Raw genomic sequence first — 18,901 nt, 5'->3', positions numbered from 1 at the left:
TGAAAATGACTCAAATGAGCTTAGCAAAACAGGGGATATTTACAAGAGAGATGGAACTTGCAATCCAAAATGAAGAGATAGATAAAGAAGAATTTTTGCAAAAAGTTACAGAGGGCAAGATTGTTATTCCTGCAAACAAGAATAGAAAAAGAGACAAATATTTTGCCATTGGCGATGGAACATATGTCAAGATAAATGTTAATCTTGGTGTGTCAGAGGCATGTCCAAACTTTGATCTAGAGCGCCAAAAGCTTGAACTTGCCAAAAAATTTGATGTTGAATCTGTGATGGATTTGTCAAGTGGGCTTGATGCTTCAAACTTTAGAAAATACATTCTTCAAAACTATGACTTTATAGTAGGAACAGTTCCAGTTTACCAGGTTGCATCAAGGCACGACGACATCACAAAGGTTGACGGCAAAGAGTTTATAGAAGAGATTGAAAGGCAGGCAGAAGAAGGAGTTGACTTTTTCACAATCCATGCAGGGATTACAAGAAGGACTTTGGAGAGGTTTGAAAAAAATGATCGTCTGCTCAAGATTGTCTCAAGAGGCGGAGCACTTCTTTATAAATGGATGATGGCAAACGGAAAAGAGAATCCTTTGTATGAGCATTTTGATGAGATTTTGAAGATATGCAAAAAACATGATGTTACAATCAGCCTTGGCGATAGTCTAAGACCAGGTGCGGTGGCTGATGCAACAGACGCGCTGCAGATAGAAGAACTTATAAACCTTGGCGAGCTTACCAAAATGGCCTGGAAAGAAGATGTGCAGGTGATGATAGAAGGGCCAGGGCACATGAGAGCAAACGAGATTGCAGCAAACATGGTAATTCAAAAAAGGCTTTGCCACGGTGCACCGTTTTATGTCTTAGGTCCTCTTACAACAGACATTGCAGCAGGGTACGACCATATCTCAGGTGCGATGGGTGCGCTCATTGCAGCTTTGAATGGAGCAGATTTTCTGTGCTATGTTACACCTGCTGAACATTTGAGACTTCCATCTTTAGAGGATGTCAAAGAAGGGATTGTTGCGTTCAGAATTGCAGCGCACAGTGCAAATATAGCAAAAGGGTTCAAAAAGCCGCTTGAAAAAGATATTGAGATGTCAGTAGCAAGAAGAGACCTTGACTGGGAAAAGATGATAAGCCTTTCGGTTGACCCGCAAAAGGCAAGAGAATATAGAAGCACATACCCTTCTGATACATGCTCTATGTGTGGAAGGCTGTGTGCTGTAAAAAATTCAAGGGATAAAGCTGTTTTATAAAAGCTGTGGCATGTTTTTTTTAAAAAGGAGATGAAAGTAGAAAGATGAAAAAAGTGCTCATAATTGCCGGGTTTGACCCATCAGGTGGTGCAGGCGTTTTGCTTGACGTAAAAGTTGTGAGGGCGTTGAATAGTTATGCAACATCTGTAGTAACATCTTTGACAGTCCAGGATACTCAAAGGGTCTATGACTTAAAACCCATAGACCCTCATTTTTTTGAGTATCAGCTTCAAAAAGTGGTTGAAGATATAAAGCCAGATAGTGTCAAGATTGGACTTTTAGGAAGTTCTGAGATAGCAGTTGTTGTGCTGAGAAACTTAAAAAGGTACAATCTTAAAAAAGTAGTGTGTGACCCGGTTTTGAAATCCACAAGCGGTTTTGAGTTTTGTAAAAGTGAGTTTATAGAATTTTTAAAGTATGAGTTTTTCAAAGCTTGTGATGTAATAACACCCAACAAAAATGAGGCAGAAGTCATTTTTGATGTGGAAATTAAAAATTTTGATGAAGATGTTCTAAGCTGCGTTCAAGAAAGAATGAAGAAAATGGGAATAAAATCATGCATCCTAAAAGGCGGTCATCTTCCTGGCGAGGTTGCAGAGGATGTTTTGATAACACATAATGATATTTTTAAAGTACATGCAAAAAAACAAGGCTTTACAGATAGCATTCACGGGACTGGTTGTGCATTTTCGACTGCATTTGCCACTTTCCTTGCAAAGGGATATAATATGTATGATGCCTTGATAAGCACCAAAGAGTATGTTTCAAACCTAATATATAAGTCTACAAAAATCGGAAATGGAAAGCTCATTTTAAACCCATAGGTTTTTTCATTATAAATATTTCGAAGGATTTTTACAGGAAGGGGCAAGGAAAAAGTGGCAATAAAGTTTGAGCTAATTAAAAAGAGCAATAAATCCAATGCAAGACGAGGAAGACTCTACACACCACACGGAGTGATTGAAACACCGGTTTTCATGCCAGTTGGAACACAAGCAACAGTCAAGGCAATTATGCACAGGGACCTGTACGAGATGGGAACTCAGATAATTTTGGCAAACACGTACCATTTGTATCTTCGACCTGGAATAGATGTCATAAAAGAAGCAGGTGGACTTCACAGGTTCATGAACTGGCAAAAACCAATTTTAACCGACAGTGGCGGGTTTCAAGTGTTTTCACTCGGCAAACTTCGAACAATCACAGACGATGGCGTTGAGTTCAGGTCGCACATAGATGGTTCTCGGCACTTTTTCACACCCGAAAAGGTGATAGAGATACAAAACATTTTAGGTTCTGACATCATAATGGCGTTTGATGAGTGTGTGCCATACCCTGTTGACCATGAATATGCAAAATGGGCAGTTGAGAGAACAGCAAGATGGCTCAAAAGATGCAAAGCTCATCACAAAAACACAGAAAATCAGGCTCTGTTTGGGATAGTGCAGGGTTCAACTTACAAGGACTTGAGGATAGAGAGTGCAAAGCGCACAATTGAAGAAGATCTCCCCGGCTATGCAATAGGAGGACTTTCTGTTGGTGAGCCAAAAGAGCTCATGTATGAGATGATAGAAGTTTTGCACCCAATCCTGCCAGAAGATAAACCTCGCTACTTGATGGGAGTTGGAACACCAGACTGCCTGTATGAATCTGTCATTCGCGGTGTTGACATGTTCGACTGTGTGTTTGCAACGCGAACTGCTCGAAATGGAACAGTTTTCACAAAAGAGGGCAGGATGATTATAAAAAATGCTCAGTATGCAAAGGACTTCAGACCCATTGAGGAGGATTGTGACTGCTACACATGCCAGAACTTTACCCGCGCTTACTTGAGGCACTTGATTAAAGCTGAGGAAATCCTGGGGGCAATTTTGCTTTCTATCCACAATGTAAGATTTTTGCTAAGGTTCATGGAAAAGCTGAGAAAGGATATTGAAGAGGATAGGATATAAAAAGAATTTATTTAAAGGGGAATATTCCCCTTATTTTTTTGTGCATTATTACCATGAAGATAAATTTATTTTTTACTAAAAGTCAATTGATTTTAACGTTACGAAACTATATAATTAAAGTAAAAAAGCAAATAACAATTTTAAATTTTTCAGATACAAAGGAGGATGGATTTGTTTAAGTTAAAAAGACTATCACAAAAACCAATATTAGAACCAATTCCAACAAACGCTTGGGAATCAAAGGCTGTTTTCAATCCAGGTGTAATTTACCATAATGGATACATTCACTTGTTTTACAGAGCATGTAACAATACTTTTGAAGCTCTTTCGTTTCCTCAACCTCAGCAGGATTATAAATTTGTCTCTTCAATAGGATATGCAAAAAGTAAAGATGGGATTAATTTTGAAAGGATGCCACTTCCTTTGCTTCAAGGACAAGGAGAACAAGAAGATTGGGGGATGGAAGATCCAAGAATAACTTATCTTGATGGCAGATTTTATATGGTTTATACGGCTTTTGGTGGAAGGAGTTGGGATGATATTAGAATTTCTCTAATTTCATCCCTAGATCTTATAAATTGGACAAATGAAAGAAAAATGCTTCTCGATGAGCCTAATAAAGATGGTGCTTTGCATCCAGAAAAAGTAAAAGGGAAATATATGCTTTATCATAGACGTCCTCCTTCCATCTGGGTGGCTTTTTCAGATGACCTTGTACATTGGCAAGATCACAAGATCATCATGACACCTCGAGAGGGCAAATGGGACAGTTATAAGATAGGCATAGCAGGGCCCCCCATTTTAATAGAAGACGGTTGGTTATTGATTTATCATGGAGTTGATGAAGAAAAAACATATAGGTTAGGGGCAGCTCTTTTGGATAGGGAAGACCCTGCAAAAGTTGTGGCACGTCAAGAAGAACCTATTTTGGAACCTGAACTTGAATGGGAGAGAAAAGGACTTGTACCGAATGTTGTGTTCAGTTGTGGACAGTGTATATTTGATGGGATGTTGCTTGTTTATTACGGAGCATGTGATACATGCATAGGAGTTGCTGGAATTGAAATAGAAAAGATAAAGTTTTAGTCAAGTTAAATAGCTGAAAAAGAAAGGGGTATAAATATTATGATAAAACTTGAAAGACTTTCTACTAAACCTGTATTGGAACCCAAAAAGGATGATGATTGGCAGCGTTCTGCTGTTTTTAATGCTGCTGCAATATATTACAGAGGGCTAGTCCATATATTGTATAGAGCAACAGACCTTCCACCACACGAAAAATATGGAGCATATATTTCTCGAATTGGGTATGCCGTATCAACTGATGGAATAAACTTTTTCAGATTTGACAAGCCTGTGATGGTAGCTGTGTGCGAACAAGAGAGAAGAGGAATTGAGGACCCAAGAATCGTAAGAATAGGCGACACTTTTTATATGACTTACACAGGTTTTGGTAACAGATTTGAAGGAGATTACAGGATAATGATTGCAAAATCAAGAAATCTTATTACATGGGAAAGAATTGGCATTGTGCTTGATGAACCTAACAAAGATGCGGCATTATTTCCGAAGAAAATAGAGGGACGGTATGTGATGTTTCATCGCAGGTACCCAAACATGTGGCTTGCTTTCTCTGAAGATTTAAAAAACTGGACAGATCACGTAGAAGTTGTAAAAATAAGACCAAATACATGGGAAAGTAGTCGTGTAGGAGTTGCTGGTCCGCCTATTGAACACAGGTATGGGTATATTGTTATTTACCATGCTGCTGATCATTTGAATATCTATCGTTTGGGAATTTTACTTTTAGATAAAAAAGATCCTACTAAAATTTTATCACGGCAAGATGAACCCATTCTTGAACCAGAGCTTGACTGGGAAATAAATGGTTACATTCCCAATGTTGTTTTTAGTTGTGGTCATGTTCAACTGGGAGAAGATCTTTTAGTTTATTATGGAGGAGCTGATACTGTTATTGGTGTTGCAAGATTAAACTTGAGAGAGATAAAATTTGAGTAGAAATATTTCAAAAAAGGGGTTAAACATGGATATAGAAATTAGAAAAAGAAGAAAGAGCGTAACGCTGGAAGATATAGCCAAGAAATTGAATATATCAAAAAACGCAGTTTCAGTTGCTTTATCTAACAAGCCAGGTGTTTCTGAAAAAACAAGGCAGCTTGTTTTGCAAACCGCAAAAGAGCTTGGGTATAAGTTCAAAGAGAAAGAAATTGAAAAAGGTACAATAGGTTTAATTATGACAGCAAATGTGCTGCAGGACCCGTATTTTTTCAGTGCAATTGTGTACTCTGTAGAGAATGAAATTCGAAAAAATGGATTTGAGTTTAGTTTATACTGCATTTCCTCTGAAGAGGAAACAAGCCTTGATGAAATCTTATCTAATAGTAGCTTTAAAGGTATAATTATTGTTTCTTCTGTTGGTAAAGAAATTATTGATAAAATTGAAGAAATGAGAATTCCCACCGTAATAATAGACAATCTTGTAGAAAGTAATTGGATAGATACGGTGAACACAGACAATCGACGTTCCACCAAAGCCGCAATAACTTTTTTGATTTCCAAAGGATATAAACATATTGGTTTTATAGGGGATATAAATCATGCAATTAGTTATAAAGAAAGGTGGCAGGGATTTGTTGAAGCACATGAACAATTTGGGTTTAAAATAGATAGGGAGGTATGCAAGATAGAAGGTTTTAAGGATTTCAGCAAAAATCCAGAACCAGAAATTCAGGAATTTTTGAGAGGTTTGAAAAAGGTACCTGAAGCATTTTTCTGCGTTAGCGATTTGTCTACACTGGTTACAGCAAACACCCTGAAAGATATGGGATTGCAAATTCCAAGAGATATAGCTGTTGTAGGATTTGATGATACTGAACTGGTGAAGCATTTCAAGCCTTCTCTTTCAATGATTCATATCGACAGAGATTATTATGGTAAAAGAGCAGTCAAACAGCTTCTTGAAAGAATAGACTTCCCTTCAAAGCCTGCAGAAGATATAAGAATATTTTGCAGATTGAATATCCGCAAATCCATAAAAAATATTTAAGTTTTACTACAAAGGAAGCTCAGGTAAGAGGGCTTCCTTTGTAAAATAAATTTAAATAACGACAAAATTCAAGCAAAAATCACTTGACATATTTCACAAAAAGATATATAATTTAAACATCAGCTGTTTTAAAAAAGTCTTTGTTTTTTGTCAAATCATAAAGAAATAATGTAAAGGAGGTTTCAAAATGTCAAATCGTGTAAAAAGGTTGATTGCAGTTCTTGTATTGGGTATTTTCTTTATAGGCTTAATGGGAATTAGTCTTGGCGCTTCTTCAACATCTTCTGCAGGTGAACTGAGGTTGGCAACTGATTGGCCGTATCCTTTCCATGGTAATCCTTTTGGAGCAGGGGCAGTAGGAGGGGCATGGTGGTTTGTTTATGAACCGTTTGCTTATTACATCCCACAAAGTGATGAGTACATTCCAAGATTAGCAGAGAGCTGGAAAATAGAAAAAGGAAAAGTTACAGTAACTCTGCGCAAAAACGCAAAATTCAGTGATGGCAAGCCTTTTACTGCCAAGGATGTAATCAATTCTGTTAATTTCATTCAAGCTATGTGGCAATGGCCTTATGAGATTGAGAATGTGACTGCTCCAAATGATTACACGGTAGTTTTTACACTTTCAAAAGATGCTCCTCAGTCATTTGTTCATACAATATTGACCGATGCTGCAATTCCAGCTTTAGCTCCATATCATGTTTATAGCAAGTGGGCTAATCTGGCAAAAGAAGTTGCTGAGCTTGGTAAAAAGATATTTGCAATAAGCTCTTCTGGTAAAACTCCAGATGCTCAACTGAAAAGCACCTATGACAAAAAAGCTGATGATTTGAGAAAACAGGTAAATGCTTTTTCACCCTTTAAAACTCTAAAAAGAATGCCAGTTATAGGTTCATTCGAACCAACAAAGATTACCCAATCTGAAATGGTATTAACTGCAAACAAATATCATTGGTTGTATCCAAAAATGAAAATTAATAGAATCACATTCAGAAGATGGTCTTCTAATGAATTTGTTTGGGCATCATTGATTTCGGGTGAGATTTATGCAGCTCATCCAAACATGCCAAAGGATGTGGTTGAACAGCTTACTATACTTAATCCATCCTTAAAGGTTAAAACAACAACAGACTTGTCTGAAATAGCTTTGGTGTTCAACTATCAAAAGCCACTGTTTAAAGATGTAAACCTCAGAAAAGCTATTGCTTATGTATTAGATAAATCCAAAGTAAGAGATGTAGCTGTATGGCAGGCATCTACATGCTCCCCATATGCTCACGGAATTTTAAAAAGCATGGAATCAAAATGGATATCCAAAGACACTTTGAGTAAATTGACCAAATACGCAACAAACGCCAAAATGGCGGAAGAAGTATTGAAAAAAGCCGGATACAAAAAAGTTGGAACTACATGGCAGCAGCCAAATGGTCAGCCTGTAGCATTTACATTGTCCGTGTATGGTCCGCACAGCGACTGGGTATTGGCAGCTCGTGAGGTTGTGCAGCAACTGAATAATTTTGGATTTAAGGTAGAAATGAAGCTTATTCCTGATGGAATGCGAGACCAGGTTATGAAGAGTGGGGACTATGAAGCTGCGATTGAGTTTGGAGTTACATGGCAAGGTTATCCGCATCCTTATAACGGATACATGAGATTGTATGAAGCAGATTTATACAATATCACAAAATTCCCATCAAAGGATAAATATTCTACACCATGGGGTAAATTCTCACCTTACGATTTGACTGAGCAGCTGAGAGATGTTGCACAAGATAAGAAAAAATCTATAGATGTTGTTCAAAAATTAGCATACATTACAAATGAGTACTTGCCTATTATACCTTTGTTTGAAAAGGTTTTGCCAATTTACTATTCTGATAAAAAGGTCACAGGTTGGCCTGCAAAAGATGACCCAATTTGGTCTCTTGCTCCTGGTGGAATAGAAAGAGTCTACAATCTTCTGATTACAACAGGCAAGCTAGCGCCTAAAAAATAACGTGTGGAGGGCAAATAAAAGTTGAAGTATGTGGTTGATAGACTGGTCTATCTGATTATTGTACTTCTTATAGCTATAAGCGGGGTTTTTGTCCTGGTGAATAAAATGCCAGGCGACCCCGCTTATGGCCTGGCTGTTTCAATAGCACAACAGCGAAATATGGAAATGGAACGGGCACTCGAAATAGCGCACAAATTAATGGGAATTGACCCACATGAACCTTTAATTGTTCGATACGGGAGATTTATTTCGAACCTGCTCAAAGGTAATTTTGGTTACTCCTCATTTTATCAGACAAGTGTAAATGAAATAATTGCCAAAGCGCTTCCATGGACATTGTTTGTGATTTCTTTGGCAACGTTAGTAAGTTTTTTGGTTGGAATTTATCTTGGGTCTTTTGCTGCTCAAAAGCGTGGTACAATAATTGATTTAGTAATCTCTGGGATAGCAAGCATAATTCAAGCAATACCGCCTTTTGTATTAGCTGTTTTAATTTTGTTCATTTTTGCAGTGAGGTTACGTGTAATTCCATTAGGTGGCGCATATCCGGTTGATATGGAACCCTCATTTTCATTGAGCTTTATTTTGAAAATTATACATCATGCGCTCGGACCTATGTTTGCTACAGCCATTCCTCAAATGGCTGCATGGGCGCTTGCAATGAGAGGAAATACATCCCAAATTATGGAAGAAGACTATATCAGGTTTGCTCAAGCACGAGGTTTGAAAGATTCTGTAATTGCAAACAAATATATAAAAAACAATGCTATGCTTCCGCTAATTGCAAGTTTGGCCATTTCAATTGGATACATGTTAGGAGGACATACATTGGTAGAATCGATATTTAATTATCCTGGGATAGGATTTTATTTTGGCAAAGCAATAGCTGTGAGAGATTTTGGGCTTTTGACAGGTTTGTTTTCTTTGATAGTGATAGGAGTAATTGTTGCAACCTTTATTGCTGAAATTGTGTATGCATTAATTGATCCAAGGGTGAAGCTAAAATGAGGAAAAAAAGGTTTTTAGATTTCTTTTATGATTATGTTCAACCACTTATTTCAAACAAAAAATCGTTAGCAGGTTCTATTATATTGTTATTTTTTGTTTTAATGGCAACAATTGGTCCAATGATAGTTCCGCTCAACATGAATTCTGATTTTGCAAACAGGTATCAAAGACCTTCTTTACAACATCCATTTGGGACAGATTATTTTGGGGTAGATATTTTTCAGCAGATTGTGCACGGTTCAAGGTCAGTAATTTCCCTTACACTTTTTGCAAGCTTGTTTGCAGTAATTATAGGTACAGTTGTTGGGGTAGCAAGAGGATATTTGGAAGGAATTGGTGGAAAATTATTAGATGCAATAATCACTGTGTTTTTGGTGATTCCTTCTTTCCCTGCACTTTTAATTTTAGCTGCAATATTTGCTGATACAAAATTGAACACAGTAGAGGTTGCATTGATAGTTGCGATATGGTTGTGGGCACCTTTAGCAAAACAGATTGCAGCTCAAGTGCTGACGGTAAAATCAAGAGAATTTGTTGAGGCTTCTAGGATGTTGAATATGGGGCTGGGTTACATATTGTTCAGTGACATTGCAAAATTATTAATACCTTATATATTTGTAAATTTTGTAACACAGCTGAAAAGTGCAATGGAGTTCTCCATAGGATTGATGTTTTTAGGTCTTGCTAAATTTGACCCTACTCACTGGGGAGTAATGCTAAACTATGCTTTATATCAAGCAGGAGCACTATATACGCCAAAAGGTTTCCATTATCCATTTTTTGTAATACTCAACATTGTTTTGTTGATTTATGGTGGCATATTATTGGCTCAAGGGATTGAAGAAGTGTTTAATCCTAAGCTTCGGGGGCATGAATAAAGATGAATTGTTTATTGGAAGTGTCAAGCCTTAAAGCAGTATACTTAGTAAGAGAAGGGACAATAAAAGCAACTGAAGATGTTTCTTTTGAAATTTTTGAGAATACAGTCACGGCAATAGTGGGAGAAAGTGCGTCTGGAAAAAGTACAATTATAGAAGCTATTACAAGAACTCTACCACCAAATGGGCGAATACTCTCTGGAAAAGTATTTTACCGGACTGTGGGATTTGATTTATTAGAAATGAAGGAAGATGAACTGAGGAAGATAAGATGGAAGAAAATAGCTCTTGTTCCACAGGCCGCTCAGCAGTCATTAAACCCTACCATGAAGATTATTGACCATTTTAGAGATACCATAGAGGCACATGGGCTTAACTGGAGCAAGGATGAGTTAATTAACAAAGCATCAGAGAAGATAAAAATGGTAAGACTTAATCCTGAAACTGTGCTTTATGCTTATCCAATGCAATTATCTGGTGGAATGAAACAGAGAGTACTAATTGCTTTGGCACTGCTTTTAGAACCGGAAATTCTAATTTTGGATGAACCGACTTCTGCGCTGGATGTCTTGACCCAAGCACATATAGTACAGCTTCTCAAGGAATTAAAAACACAGATGAACATAACACTCATATTTGTTACCCACGATATCGCAGTGGCAGCAGAGCTTGCAGACAATATTTTTGTAATCTACGGTGGATGTTTGGTAGAAAGTAGCCCCACAGAAAAGATTTTTAAAGAACCTAAGCATCCATATACGCAAGGGCTGATAAATTCAATAATGGCAATAAACGCAGATATGTCAAAAGTAAGAGCTATCCCGGGTGACCCACCAAGTTTGCTAAATCCTCCTTCTGGTTGCAGATTTCATCCTCGCTGTGAATATGCTATGGAGATTTGTAAGAAAGAAAGGCCACAGCTTATAAAATTGCCGGACAATGTAAAGGTTGCATGTCACTTGTATAACGAAGGAGGATGTAAAGATGAATGAGATTGCCCTAAGAGCTGAACATGTGAGCAAGGTGTTTTCGCAAGGTCTGTTTAAAAAAAGATATAAATTGGTGCTGGATGATATAAATTTGGAAATAAAAAGGGGAGATAGGTTAGTTATTATTGGAGAAAGTGGAATGGGTAAAACCACCCTGGCAAGAATATTAACAAACCTTGAAGTGCCGACAGAGGGGAAGATATACTGGTTTAATAAGAGTTTAGATGAGTGGAGAAGGGATTATAGTGTTATAAGAAGAAAGGTTCAGTACATTCATCAAGACCCATATGCTTCTTTGCATCCGTCAAAAACCATTTACAAAATAATAGCAGACCCATTAAAGAGGTGTGAAGGACTGAGTGGAGAGAGGTTAGAAAAGCGCGTATATGACCTTCTTGAGATGGTAGGGCTTACACCACCAGATTATTTTTTTAATAAATATCCCCATCATTTATCTGGTGGAGGCAGACAAAGACTTGCAATTGCAAGAGCATTGACAGCAAATCCAGAGATAATAGTAGCAGATGAGCCTATAAGCATGATTGATATGTCCCTTAGGGCTGCCATAATAAAACTGCTCAAGGACTTAAATGAGAAGAAAAACATTACAGTAATTCTTGTTTTGCACGATATAGGTGCAGCAAGGTATTTTACTTATGAAAAAGGTGAGATGGCTGTTTTGTATGGTGGAAGGATTGTTGAAAAAGGCTCAAGCAAAGAGATAACTACAAATCCTGTGCATCCTTATACAAAAGTGCTTTTAAATTCCAGCCCGATTGCCGACCCTGAGTTAGCAAGAAAAAGAAAGGTGGAGCAGCTCAGGTCGTATGATCCTCCTGTGAGAAAGCCAGGAACACAAGGTTGTCCTTTTGCACATGCTTGTAATTATTTTACTGATAAATGTCTAAATGAAACACCACAGCTTGAAATGATATCTCACAGTCACTGGGTTGCATGCCATGTTTTTGAAAATATTTAGGTAGGGAGAAATAGATGAGGTTAAGACGATTCTATTTTACCTTATTCTTGATTATAATTATTTTTTCTCTGGTGTGGCTTTTGAGTTTCCGAAAAGGTGGTATAGAACTTTACTTGGTTATTTTATCAATCGTATTTGCAGTTATTGGAATAGCAATAATATTGAAAATGTCCAAACACAAATAAGGGGCTATTTTGGAAAAAGTAGCCTCATTTTTTTATTTTCAGCCGAAAATATTATGTTAAAAAATTGTTTACAAAACGTTCAATCATTGTTAAACTTGGTAATGTAAAATGTTATAAAGAATAAACAATTAGGGTATAGCAACAATGTCTCCAAAAGTCTACTTCGTAAACCCATGCTATAACGAAAAAGAAATGCTCCCTTACACCATTGAAAAGATGTTGCAAAAGTTTGATACCTTTTTAAAAAGGGACAAATATCAAACAAGAGCAAGATTGTATTTGTGGATGATGGAAGCAGGTATAATACCTGAAGGATTTAAAAGTTTAAATAAAACTCTCTTGGTCCCAAATCAGGTACTTCTACGTTTTTTTCTGACACCAAAAATTTTCGAATATCAAAACACAGGCTGCATTTGTTTAAAAATTTTTTTGATGGTGTATAATCATAATTTTCTTTTGCAAACTCAAATAGACCTTTTATTCCTTTAGTGTAGAGTAAGTTTACAAAAAAGTATTTGCTTGAGTCAAGCTCTTTTCCAAGGTCATCTATTGAGATTCTAAATCCAACACATGGATTTGGAATAAAATTTCCAAAAAGGTCCATGTGAAAATGGCTTTTGCTATAAAGTTCAAAACATGCAGGTGAGTTTTTAATTATGTCATCAGCAGATTTTGTTGGAAAATATTCTTCAAATGTTTTGATTGCTCTTCCGTTTAGGGTAAGATAATACCTTTGAGGAAGAAGCTTTATATAGTTTTCCCCGAATAAATCTTTGTATTCAGAAAGAGAATGTGTCTTGTCGATGTTCAGTCTTTTAATTTCATTTGCAAAGCTTTCAATCCAAGGGAAAATTCTGATACCAACATCATCAAGAAGTTTGATTAATTTTAATACCTTTTTAAATGGAATGTATTCATTGTGAAAAGGGCTGATTGAGACAAGTATTGTTTCAATTCCGAGATTTTTTAATTCTTTTAATCTTCTTTTCACCTCATCTTCATTTTCAACCCACGAAGCGTTTGTCTCTATGTACTCAATGTAAATCCCATTTTCATTTGCTCTATTGATGACCTTTTTTAGTCCTTCAAAATTCAAAAAAGGTTCTCCACCGCCTATGTGAACCGAGAAAACTCCAAAGTTTTTTAAGGTCTTGAATACTTTGTCTGCCATCTCCTCTGTCATATATTCTTTTTTCCAGGATGGAGAGCTGTTGTAAAGACAGTGTTTACAGGCAGAAGAACAGTAGTAGTTTGTGATGACACCACCCGAAAAAAGCCTTTCAATTTTAAGTTTTCCAACAGATTTTTCCAATTTTTGCAACCTCCTTTTTAGTTTTTCAAAAATGCTTGCCTATTTTTTGATAACTGTTATAATATTATTATGCATAATTCTAATTAAAAAAATCAAATGGTGGCAGGGGGATAAAAAGTTTATGATCTTGAGTAATCTTTTATTTGAAATTGCGTATGCAGCAGGCAATCAAAGCTCTCAGCAGCAGGCACCAGCAGGTGCAACAGCAATTGCTCTGCTTGCACAGTTCATACCTCTGATATTGATGTTTGTAGTTCTTTACCTTCTCATAATTGTTCCACAGAGAAGAAGAGAGAAACAGTTCAGAGAGATGATTAATTCTTTAATTGTTGGAGATGAGATAGTTACAAACGCTGGAATTATCGGCAAGATTGTGAATATCAAGGATGATATTTTAACAATTGAAGTGGGGGCAGACAGGGTAAAACTCAAAATTTACAAGTGGGCGGTCAAAGAGGTTTTGAAAAAGGCTGAACAAAAAGATTAAAAAGAAATGGTTCTGAGGGCTTAATGTCTTCAGAGCCATTTATTTTTAATACTGAAGGTAAACTTTAAAAGGAGTGGATGGAGCCATTACTAAATCGGAACTTTTAAATCTTCTTAAAAAATATGGACTTTCTCCAAATAAAAAGCTTGGACAGAATTTTTTGGTTGATGAAAATGTAGTAAGAAAAATCATTTTATTTTCCCAAACGGAAGGAAAAGAAGTTATTGAGATAGGTGCTGGCCCTGGAACACTTACAGTTTATTTGGCAAAAACTGCGCAGAAGGTAGTTGCAGTTGAGATTGACAAAAAGATATTGAATGTTTTAAAAGATGTTTGCCAGAACCTTTCAAACCTCCAAATAGTAAATAGTGACTTTCTTGAACTTAATGTTAAAAATTTAACAAATGGTAATAAGGTATATGTTGTTGGCAATCTGCCATATTATGTCACATCGCAGATACTCTTCAAACTTTTTGAAGAAAGAGAGTGTATAGAGAAGTTTACCATAATGGTTCAAAAAGAGGTTGCGCAAAGGCTTTTGGCAAAACCAGGGACAAAAGAGTATGGAAATCTCACAGTTGCAATGAACTTTTACTGTGAGATAGAGGATTACTTTTATGTTAGCAAAAATGTTTTTTATCCAAAGCCAGAGGTTGACTCTGCGGTCTTAAGAGCAAGGTTCAAAATTGAAAAGCCAAATGTTGATGAAAAAAAGTTTTTTAAAATAGTCCATGCATGTTTTTCAACCCGCCGAAAGACAATTCTAAATGCTCTTTCAAATCAGCTTGATATTGCAAAAGATGAGCTAAAAAAGATTATCCACATGGCTGGACTTGATGAAAATTTAAGAGCAGAAGACTTATCGCTGGATGATTATGTAAGACTTTACCAGTGCTTTGAAGAGGAATTTTTTAAAAGTTAAAAGAAGATCTTAATACCTGGTAACAAATGCAATTTGGTGTGTGGTTATGTTTCATTTATTCTTAAAAATGCTATTTTATTTTTGACAATTTCAACATTAATGAGGTATAATATAATACAAATTGCAATTATCATAAACAAAACTTGCAAGGTGGTGGAGAAAAGGTGGTAAAGGTGAACTTACATCCCTCAGTGTATGAATGGATTGATGAGATGGCAAAAATCACAAAACCAGACAAGATTGTCTGGATAGATGGTTCTGAGGAAGAAAAACAAAGGCTTATAAAAGAAGCTCTTGAGTCAGGAGAACTTATGGAGCTCAACCAAGAAAAGCTTCCTGGATGTTACCTTCACCGAACGCATCCGAGCGATGTTGCAAGGGTTGAAGACAGAACGTTTATCTGCACACCAACAAAAGAAGAAGCAGGTCCGACTAATAACTGGATGGACCCAAACGAAGCTTACAAGATGCTCTACTCACTTTTTGACGGCTCAATGAAAGGAAGAACAATGTACGTTGTTCCATACTTGATGGGACCTGTTGGTTCACAATATTCAAAGGTGGGAATTGAGCTTACAGACAGCATATATGTTGTTTTGAACCTCAGAATCATGGCAAGGATTGGCGATGTTGCATTAAAGCATTTAGGAAGCTCACCTGATTTTGTAAAAGGACTTCACTCCAAAGCAACTCTTGATCCAGAAAAGAGATACATCTGTCATTTCCCGCAGGACAACACAATTATGAGCGTCAATTCAGGTTATGGTGGTAACGTTATTCTTTCAAAGAAATGTTTTGCACTCAGAATTGCAAGTTATCTGGGAAGGAAAGAAGGCTGGCTTGCAGAGCACATGCTCATTGTCGGAATTGAGGACCCAAGCGGCAAGGTAACATACATTGCAGGTGCTTTTCCAAGCGCGTGTGGTAAGACAAACTTAGCTATGCTTATTCCACCAGAGCCTCTTAAAAAGCTGGGCTACAAGGTGTGGACTGTGGGGGATGACATTGCATGGATGAGAATAGGCGAGGATGGAAGGCTTTGGGCCATCAACCCTGAAGCAGGGTTTTTTGGAGTTGCACCTGGCACAAGTTATAAGACAAATCCAAATGCCATGGAAACCATAAAGAGAAATACTATATATACAAATGTTCTTTTAAAAGAAGATGGAACAGTATGGTGGGAAGGCATGGACGAAGAGCCGCCAGAGCGAGGTATTGACTGGCTTGGAAGACCATGGACAAAAGACAGTGGTGAAAAGGGTGCGCACCCGAACGCAAGATTTACAGCGCCTGCCAGTCAGTGTCCATCAATTTCAAAGGAGTGGGAAAATCCAAATGGCGTACCCATTTCGGCAATAATATTTGGCGGCAGACGTGCAAAGGTTGCACCACTTGTGTATGAGGCATTTGACTGGCAGCATGGTGTATATATCGGTGCTACTATGGCATCTGAAACAACTGCTGCTGCAATGGGCAAGGTTGGTGTTGTTCGTCGCGACCCGATGGCAATGCTTCCATTCTGTGGCTATAACATGGCAGACTACTTTGCGCACTGGCTTGAGATGGGCAAGAAGATTCCAAACCCGCCAAAGATTTTCCATGTAAACTGGTTTAGACAAGACGAAAATGGCAAGTTTATCTGGCCTGGGTTTGGTGAGAACTTGAGAGTGCTCAAGTGGATAATCGAAAGATGTGAAGACAAAGTAGAAGCAAAAGAGACTCCAATTGGTTATGTGCCATATGTTGATGACCTTTACTTAGATGGTCTTGATATAGACAAAGAGACAGTAGAAAAGCTTCTTGAGATAGACAAAGAATTGTGGTTAAAAGAGGCTGAGGATTCAAGAGAGTTTTTAAGCCAGTTTGGAGATAGGCTCCCGAGAGAGCTTATTGAAGAAAATGAAAAGCTAAAACAAAGACTTTTAAAATAGAAATAAATCACCTAACATAAGGCCTCCTTCATATACTGATATAAAGATTGTGAAGGAGGTCTTTTATTTTGATAGAAAATTTGCCGTTCACAAGATTTGTTGTAATCTTAAAGGGAATTGAACAGAAAGGAAAAATCCCGTTTGGATATGTCAAGGTTCAGGCAATTGTAGACAGCACTAACTTGGAAATTGTTATCCAGGGATTTGAAGAGGCAGAAGATAAGATTACTTTTTGGGGTGTTGTGAAAAAATCGGATGGATATTTTCCAGTGTTTTTGACTGCACTTTCAAAACCGCAAAAAGGGAATATTGTCCAGTTTCTTTCCACAAGTAGGTTTAATTTGTTCAAAAGCAGCTTAAAACTTTCTGACATTTCCGGATTTGCTATTGCAAAAGAGAGGAAAGAGAAACCTAATTTCATTCTGATAGGAAGCTTTGATGATAGTAGTTTATATGAAATGGAAAGAGATATTCTGAGAAGTTTTGAAAAGGGTGAAAGTAAGAAAAATGAAGATAAAAAAGAGATAGATAATCACGATGAAAAAAAAGAAACAAAAGTAAAGAAAGAAGAAAAAGCTGAGAGTTTTACTTCAAAAGATGGTGACCAAAGCTTGGGTGAGAATTGCAACGAAGATGGTGAAAAAGAAATCATGCAGACAAAAGAACAAGAAGCAGAAGATGAGCTTACCAAAGAGTTGGCCGAAAAATCAGAAAAAGAAGAAGAGTCTTCTGAAATAGTTGAGAGTGTTTTCCAAGAACTTCAAAAGGCTTACCAGGATGAGAGTAGAGAAGAAAACTTTCATTTCGATGTTGAAAAAAATTACTGCATATTAGAATTTGGTGACAAAAAAATTTGGAAGAGAATTTTTGAAGAGTTGAAAGAAAAGTGTGAAAGATTTGATCCGTTTTCTGACGACAAGGTCAAATGGTTTAAAATTGAGAAAAAGGATATAATCAGCATATCTCATCTGCATCCATTTTTGTATGTTATATTTAACCCATTTGTATTCAATCTTGTATCCGAACATGGGTATTTGATTATCGGTTACAGAAGATCCAAAAGAAAAAGAGATAGAGTTGAGATTTTAGTGCCGGCAGAGTTTTCAGAGGAGACAGAAAAGGTTGCAAAGTCGTTTGGATTTTCTGAGTTTGTCACAAGAGATGGAAAAGTCATAGATGGCAAAGAAGGTTACTTTAAGATGAGCTTAGAGCTTATAGAGAAGGAAGAATAAAAGTTATGGACTGGGCTTGCATTTTGTCTGGCGGTGCGGGTGTCAGACTTTGGCCAAAGAGCAGAAAAACATTTCCAAAACAATTTTTACAAATTATAGGTGATAAAAGTTTTCTTGAAATGACCTATGACAGAGTAAAGAGAATAATACCGCCAGAGAAAATTCATATAGTCACCCATATAAATTACCGTGAACATCTCAGGATACTTTTACCGAATGTTAAGGAAGATAATTTAATTTTTGAACCTGAACAAAAAGAGACACTTGCGTGCGTAAGCTTGGCGTGTATTCATATTTTGAAAAAGGACCCAGATAGCGTTTTGGGAATTTTTCCTTCTGACCATTTCATTTCTAAAAAAGACAAATTTGAAAATGCCATAAAAAGAGGTTATGAGATTGCCAAAAAAGGCTATATAATCTGTTTTGGAATTGCTCCAACAAGAGGTGATACAAATTATGGATATATAAAGCTTGGAAGGGAACTTGAAAATGGAGTATTTACAGTAGAAAGATTTGTCGAAAAACCTGATGCAAAGAGGGCAAGGTATTTAGTAAAATCGAAGTACTTTTGGAATAGTGGCATTTACATCTTCAAAATTTCTGTATTTTTGAAAGAACTAAAGAGATACATGCCCCACTACTATGATATTTTTATGAAAATATTTTCTTCAATTTCCACCGAGAGTTACATTGAG

General features: G+C 36.9%; 17 protein-coding genes (1 of these 17 only partly in view). 16 read left to right on the top strand and 1 reads right to left on the bottom strand.

The window, feature by feature from the left end; all coding sequences use genetic code 11:
* Nucleotides 1-5 precede the first annotated feature (5 nt).
* The 11 genes from thiC (at nt 6) to CaldiYA01_RS10290 (ending at nt 12,137) form a co-directional block, all read left to right on the top strand.
* Complete coding sequence (gene thiC, locus CaldiYA01_RS10340) at nt 6-1,268, top strand: phosphomethylpyrimidine synthase ThiC (protein WP_207179423.1); 1,263 nt, start codon at nt 6-8, stop codon at nt 1,266-1,268.
* Nucleotides 1,269-1,312: 44 nt separating this feature from the next.
* Nucleotides 1,313-2,092 carry a bifunctional hydroxymethylpyrimidine kinase/phosphomethylpyrimidine kinase gene (thiD, locus tag CaldiYA01_RS10335; RefSeq protein WP_207179422.1) on the top strand — a complete coding sequence of 260 codons (780 nt, stop codon included), beginning with the start codon at nt 1,313-1,315 and terminating at the stop codon, nt 2,090-2,092.
* A gap of 54 nt (nt 2,093-2,146) precedes the next feature.
* Complete coding sequence (tgt, locus tag CaldiYA01_RS10330) at nt 2,147-3,220, top strand: tRNA guanosine(34) transglycosylase Tgt (RefSeq protein ID WP_207179421.1); 1,074 nt, start codon at nt 2,147-2,149, stop codon at nt 3,218-3,220.
* 171 nt (nt 3,221-3,391) lie between these two features.
* Nucleotides 3,392-4,306 (top strand): glycoside hydrolase family 130 protein, encoded by a 915-nt coding sequence (locus tag CaldiYA01_RS10325; RefSeq protein ID WP_207179419.1) that lies wholly within the window; start codon nt 3,392-3,394, stop codon nt 4,304-4,306.
* Nucleotides 4,307-4,345: 39 nt separating this feature from the next.
* Entirely contained in the window at nt 4,346-5,239 is an 894-nt protein-coding gene (locus CaldiYA01_RS10320) for a glycoside hydrolase family 130 protein (RefSeq protein ID WP_207179417.1), read from the top strand.
* Nucleotides 5,240-5,264: 25 nt separating this feature from the next.
* Entirely contained in the window at nt 5,265-6,287 is a 1,023-nt protein-coding gene (locus CaldiYA01_RS10315; RefSeq protein WP_207179415.1) for a LacI family DNA-binding transcriptional regulator, read from the top strand.
* Between the two features lie 187 nt (nt 6,288-6,474).
* The gene (locus CaldiYA01_RS10310; RefSeq protein ID WP_207179413.1) at nt 6,475-8,283 is read left to right on the top strand and encodes an ABC transporter substrate-binding protein; all 1,809 of its coding nucleotides are present in this window, start codon (nt 6,475-6,477) and stop codon (nt 8,281-8,283) included.
* Between the two features lie 21 nt (nt 8,284-8,304).
* Nucleotides 8,305-9,291, top strand: coding sequence for an ABC transporter permease (locus tag CaldiYA01_RS10305; protein ID WP_207179411.1), 987 nt, complete (start codon nt 8,305-8,307; stop codon nt 9,289-9,291).
* Nucleotides 9,288-10,169: an ABC transporter permease gene (locus CaldiYA01_RS10300; protein ID WP_207179410.1), complete on the top strand. Its 882-nt coding sequence runs from the start codon at nt 9,288-9,290 to the stop codon at nt 10,167-10,169. Before CaldiYA01_RS10305 ends, CaldiYA01_RS10300 begins: the two co-directional genes overlap by 4 nt.
* A gap of 2 nt (nt 10,170-10,171) precedes the next feature.
* The gene (locus tag CaldiYA01_RS10295; protein WP_207179408.1) at nt 10,172-11,161 is read left to right on the top strand and encodes an ABC transporter ATP-binding protein; all 990 of its coding nucleotides are present in this window, start codon (nt 10,172-10,174) and stop codon (nt 11,159-11,161) included.
* A complete protein-coding gene (locus CaldiYA01_RS10290; RefSeq protein WP_207179405.1) occupies nt 11,154-12,137 on the top strand; it encodes an ABC transporter ATP-binding protein in 984 nt (327 codons plus the stop codon). The genes CaldiYA01_RS10295 and CaldiYA01_RS10290 overlap by 8 nt, the downstream gene beginning before the upstream one ends.
* A gap of 501 nt (nt 12,138-12,638) precedes the next feature.
* Here CaldiYA01_RS10290 and CaldiYA01_RS10285 read toward each other — a convergent pair.
* A complete protein-coding gene (locus CaldiYA01_RS10285; RefSeq protein WP_207179397.1) occupies nt 12,639-13,634 on the bottom strand; it encodes a radical SAM protein in 996 nt (331 codons plus the stop codon).
* 121 nt (nt 13,635-13,755) lie between these two features.
* Here CaldiYA01_RS10285 and yajC point away from each other — a divergent pair, with 121 nt between their 5' ends.
* The 5 genes from yajC to CaldiYA01_RS10260 form a co-directional block, all read left to right on the top strand.
* Entirely contained in the window at nt 13,756-14,121 is a 366-nt protein-coding gene (yajC, locus tag CaldiYA01_RS10280; protein WP_207179389.1) for a preprotein translocase subunit YajC, read from the top strand.
* A gap of 73 nt (nt 14,122-14,194) precedes the next feature.
* Complete coding sequence (gene rsmA / locus CaldiYA01_RS10275; protein WP_207179387.1) at nt 14,195-15,043, top strand: 16S rRNA (adenine(1518)-N(6)/adenine(1519)-N(6))-dimethyltransferase RsmA; 849 nt, start codon at nt 14,195-14,197, stop codon at nt 15,041-15,043.
* Between the two features lie 164 nt (nt 15,044-15,207).
* Entirely contained in the window at nt 15,208-16,974 is a 1,767-nt protein-coding gene (locus tag CaldiYA01_RS10270; protein ID WP_207179385.1) for a phosphoenolpyruvate carboxykinase (GTP), read from the top strand.
* A 68-nt stretch (nt 16,975-17,042) separates the two neighbouring features.
* Nucleotides 17,043-18,206 (top strand): hypothetical protein, encoded by a 1,164-nt coding sequence (locus CaldiYA01_RS10265; protein WP_207179384.1) that lies wholly within the window; start codon nt 17,043-17,045, stop codon nt 18,204-18,206.
* Between the two features lie 5 nt (nt 18,207-18,211).
* Nucleotides 18,212-18,901 carry the 5' portion of a mannose-1-phosphate guanylyltransferase gene (locus CaldiYA01_RS10260; RefSeq protein WP_207179383.1) on the top strand. The gene runs 366 nt beyond the window's last position, so the window shows 690 of its 1,056 coding nt (coding positions 1-690); it begins with the start codon at nt 18,212-18,214; its stop codon lies off the right edge, out of view.

Origin of the sequence: Caldicellulosiruptor diazotrophicus (genome assembly GCF_017347585.1) — a bacterium.
Taxonomy (GTDB): Bacteria; Bacillota; Thermoanaerobacteria; order Caldicellulosiruptorales; family Caldicellulosiruptoraceae; genus Caldicellulosiruptor; species Caldicellulosiruptor diazotrophicus.
Note: the sequence above shows the minus strand (reverse complement) of the source record. Positions and strands in the feature narration are given on the sequence as shown.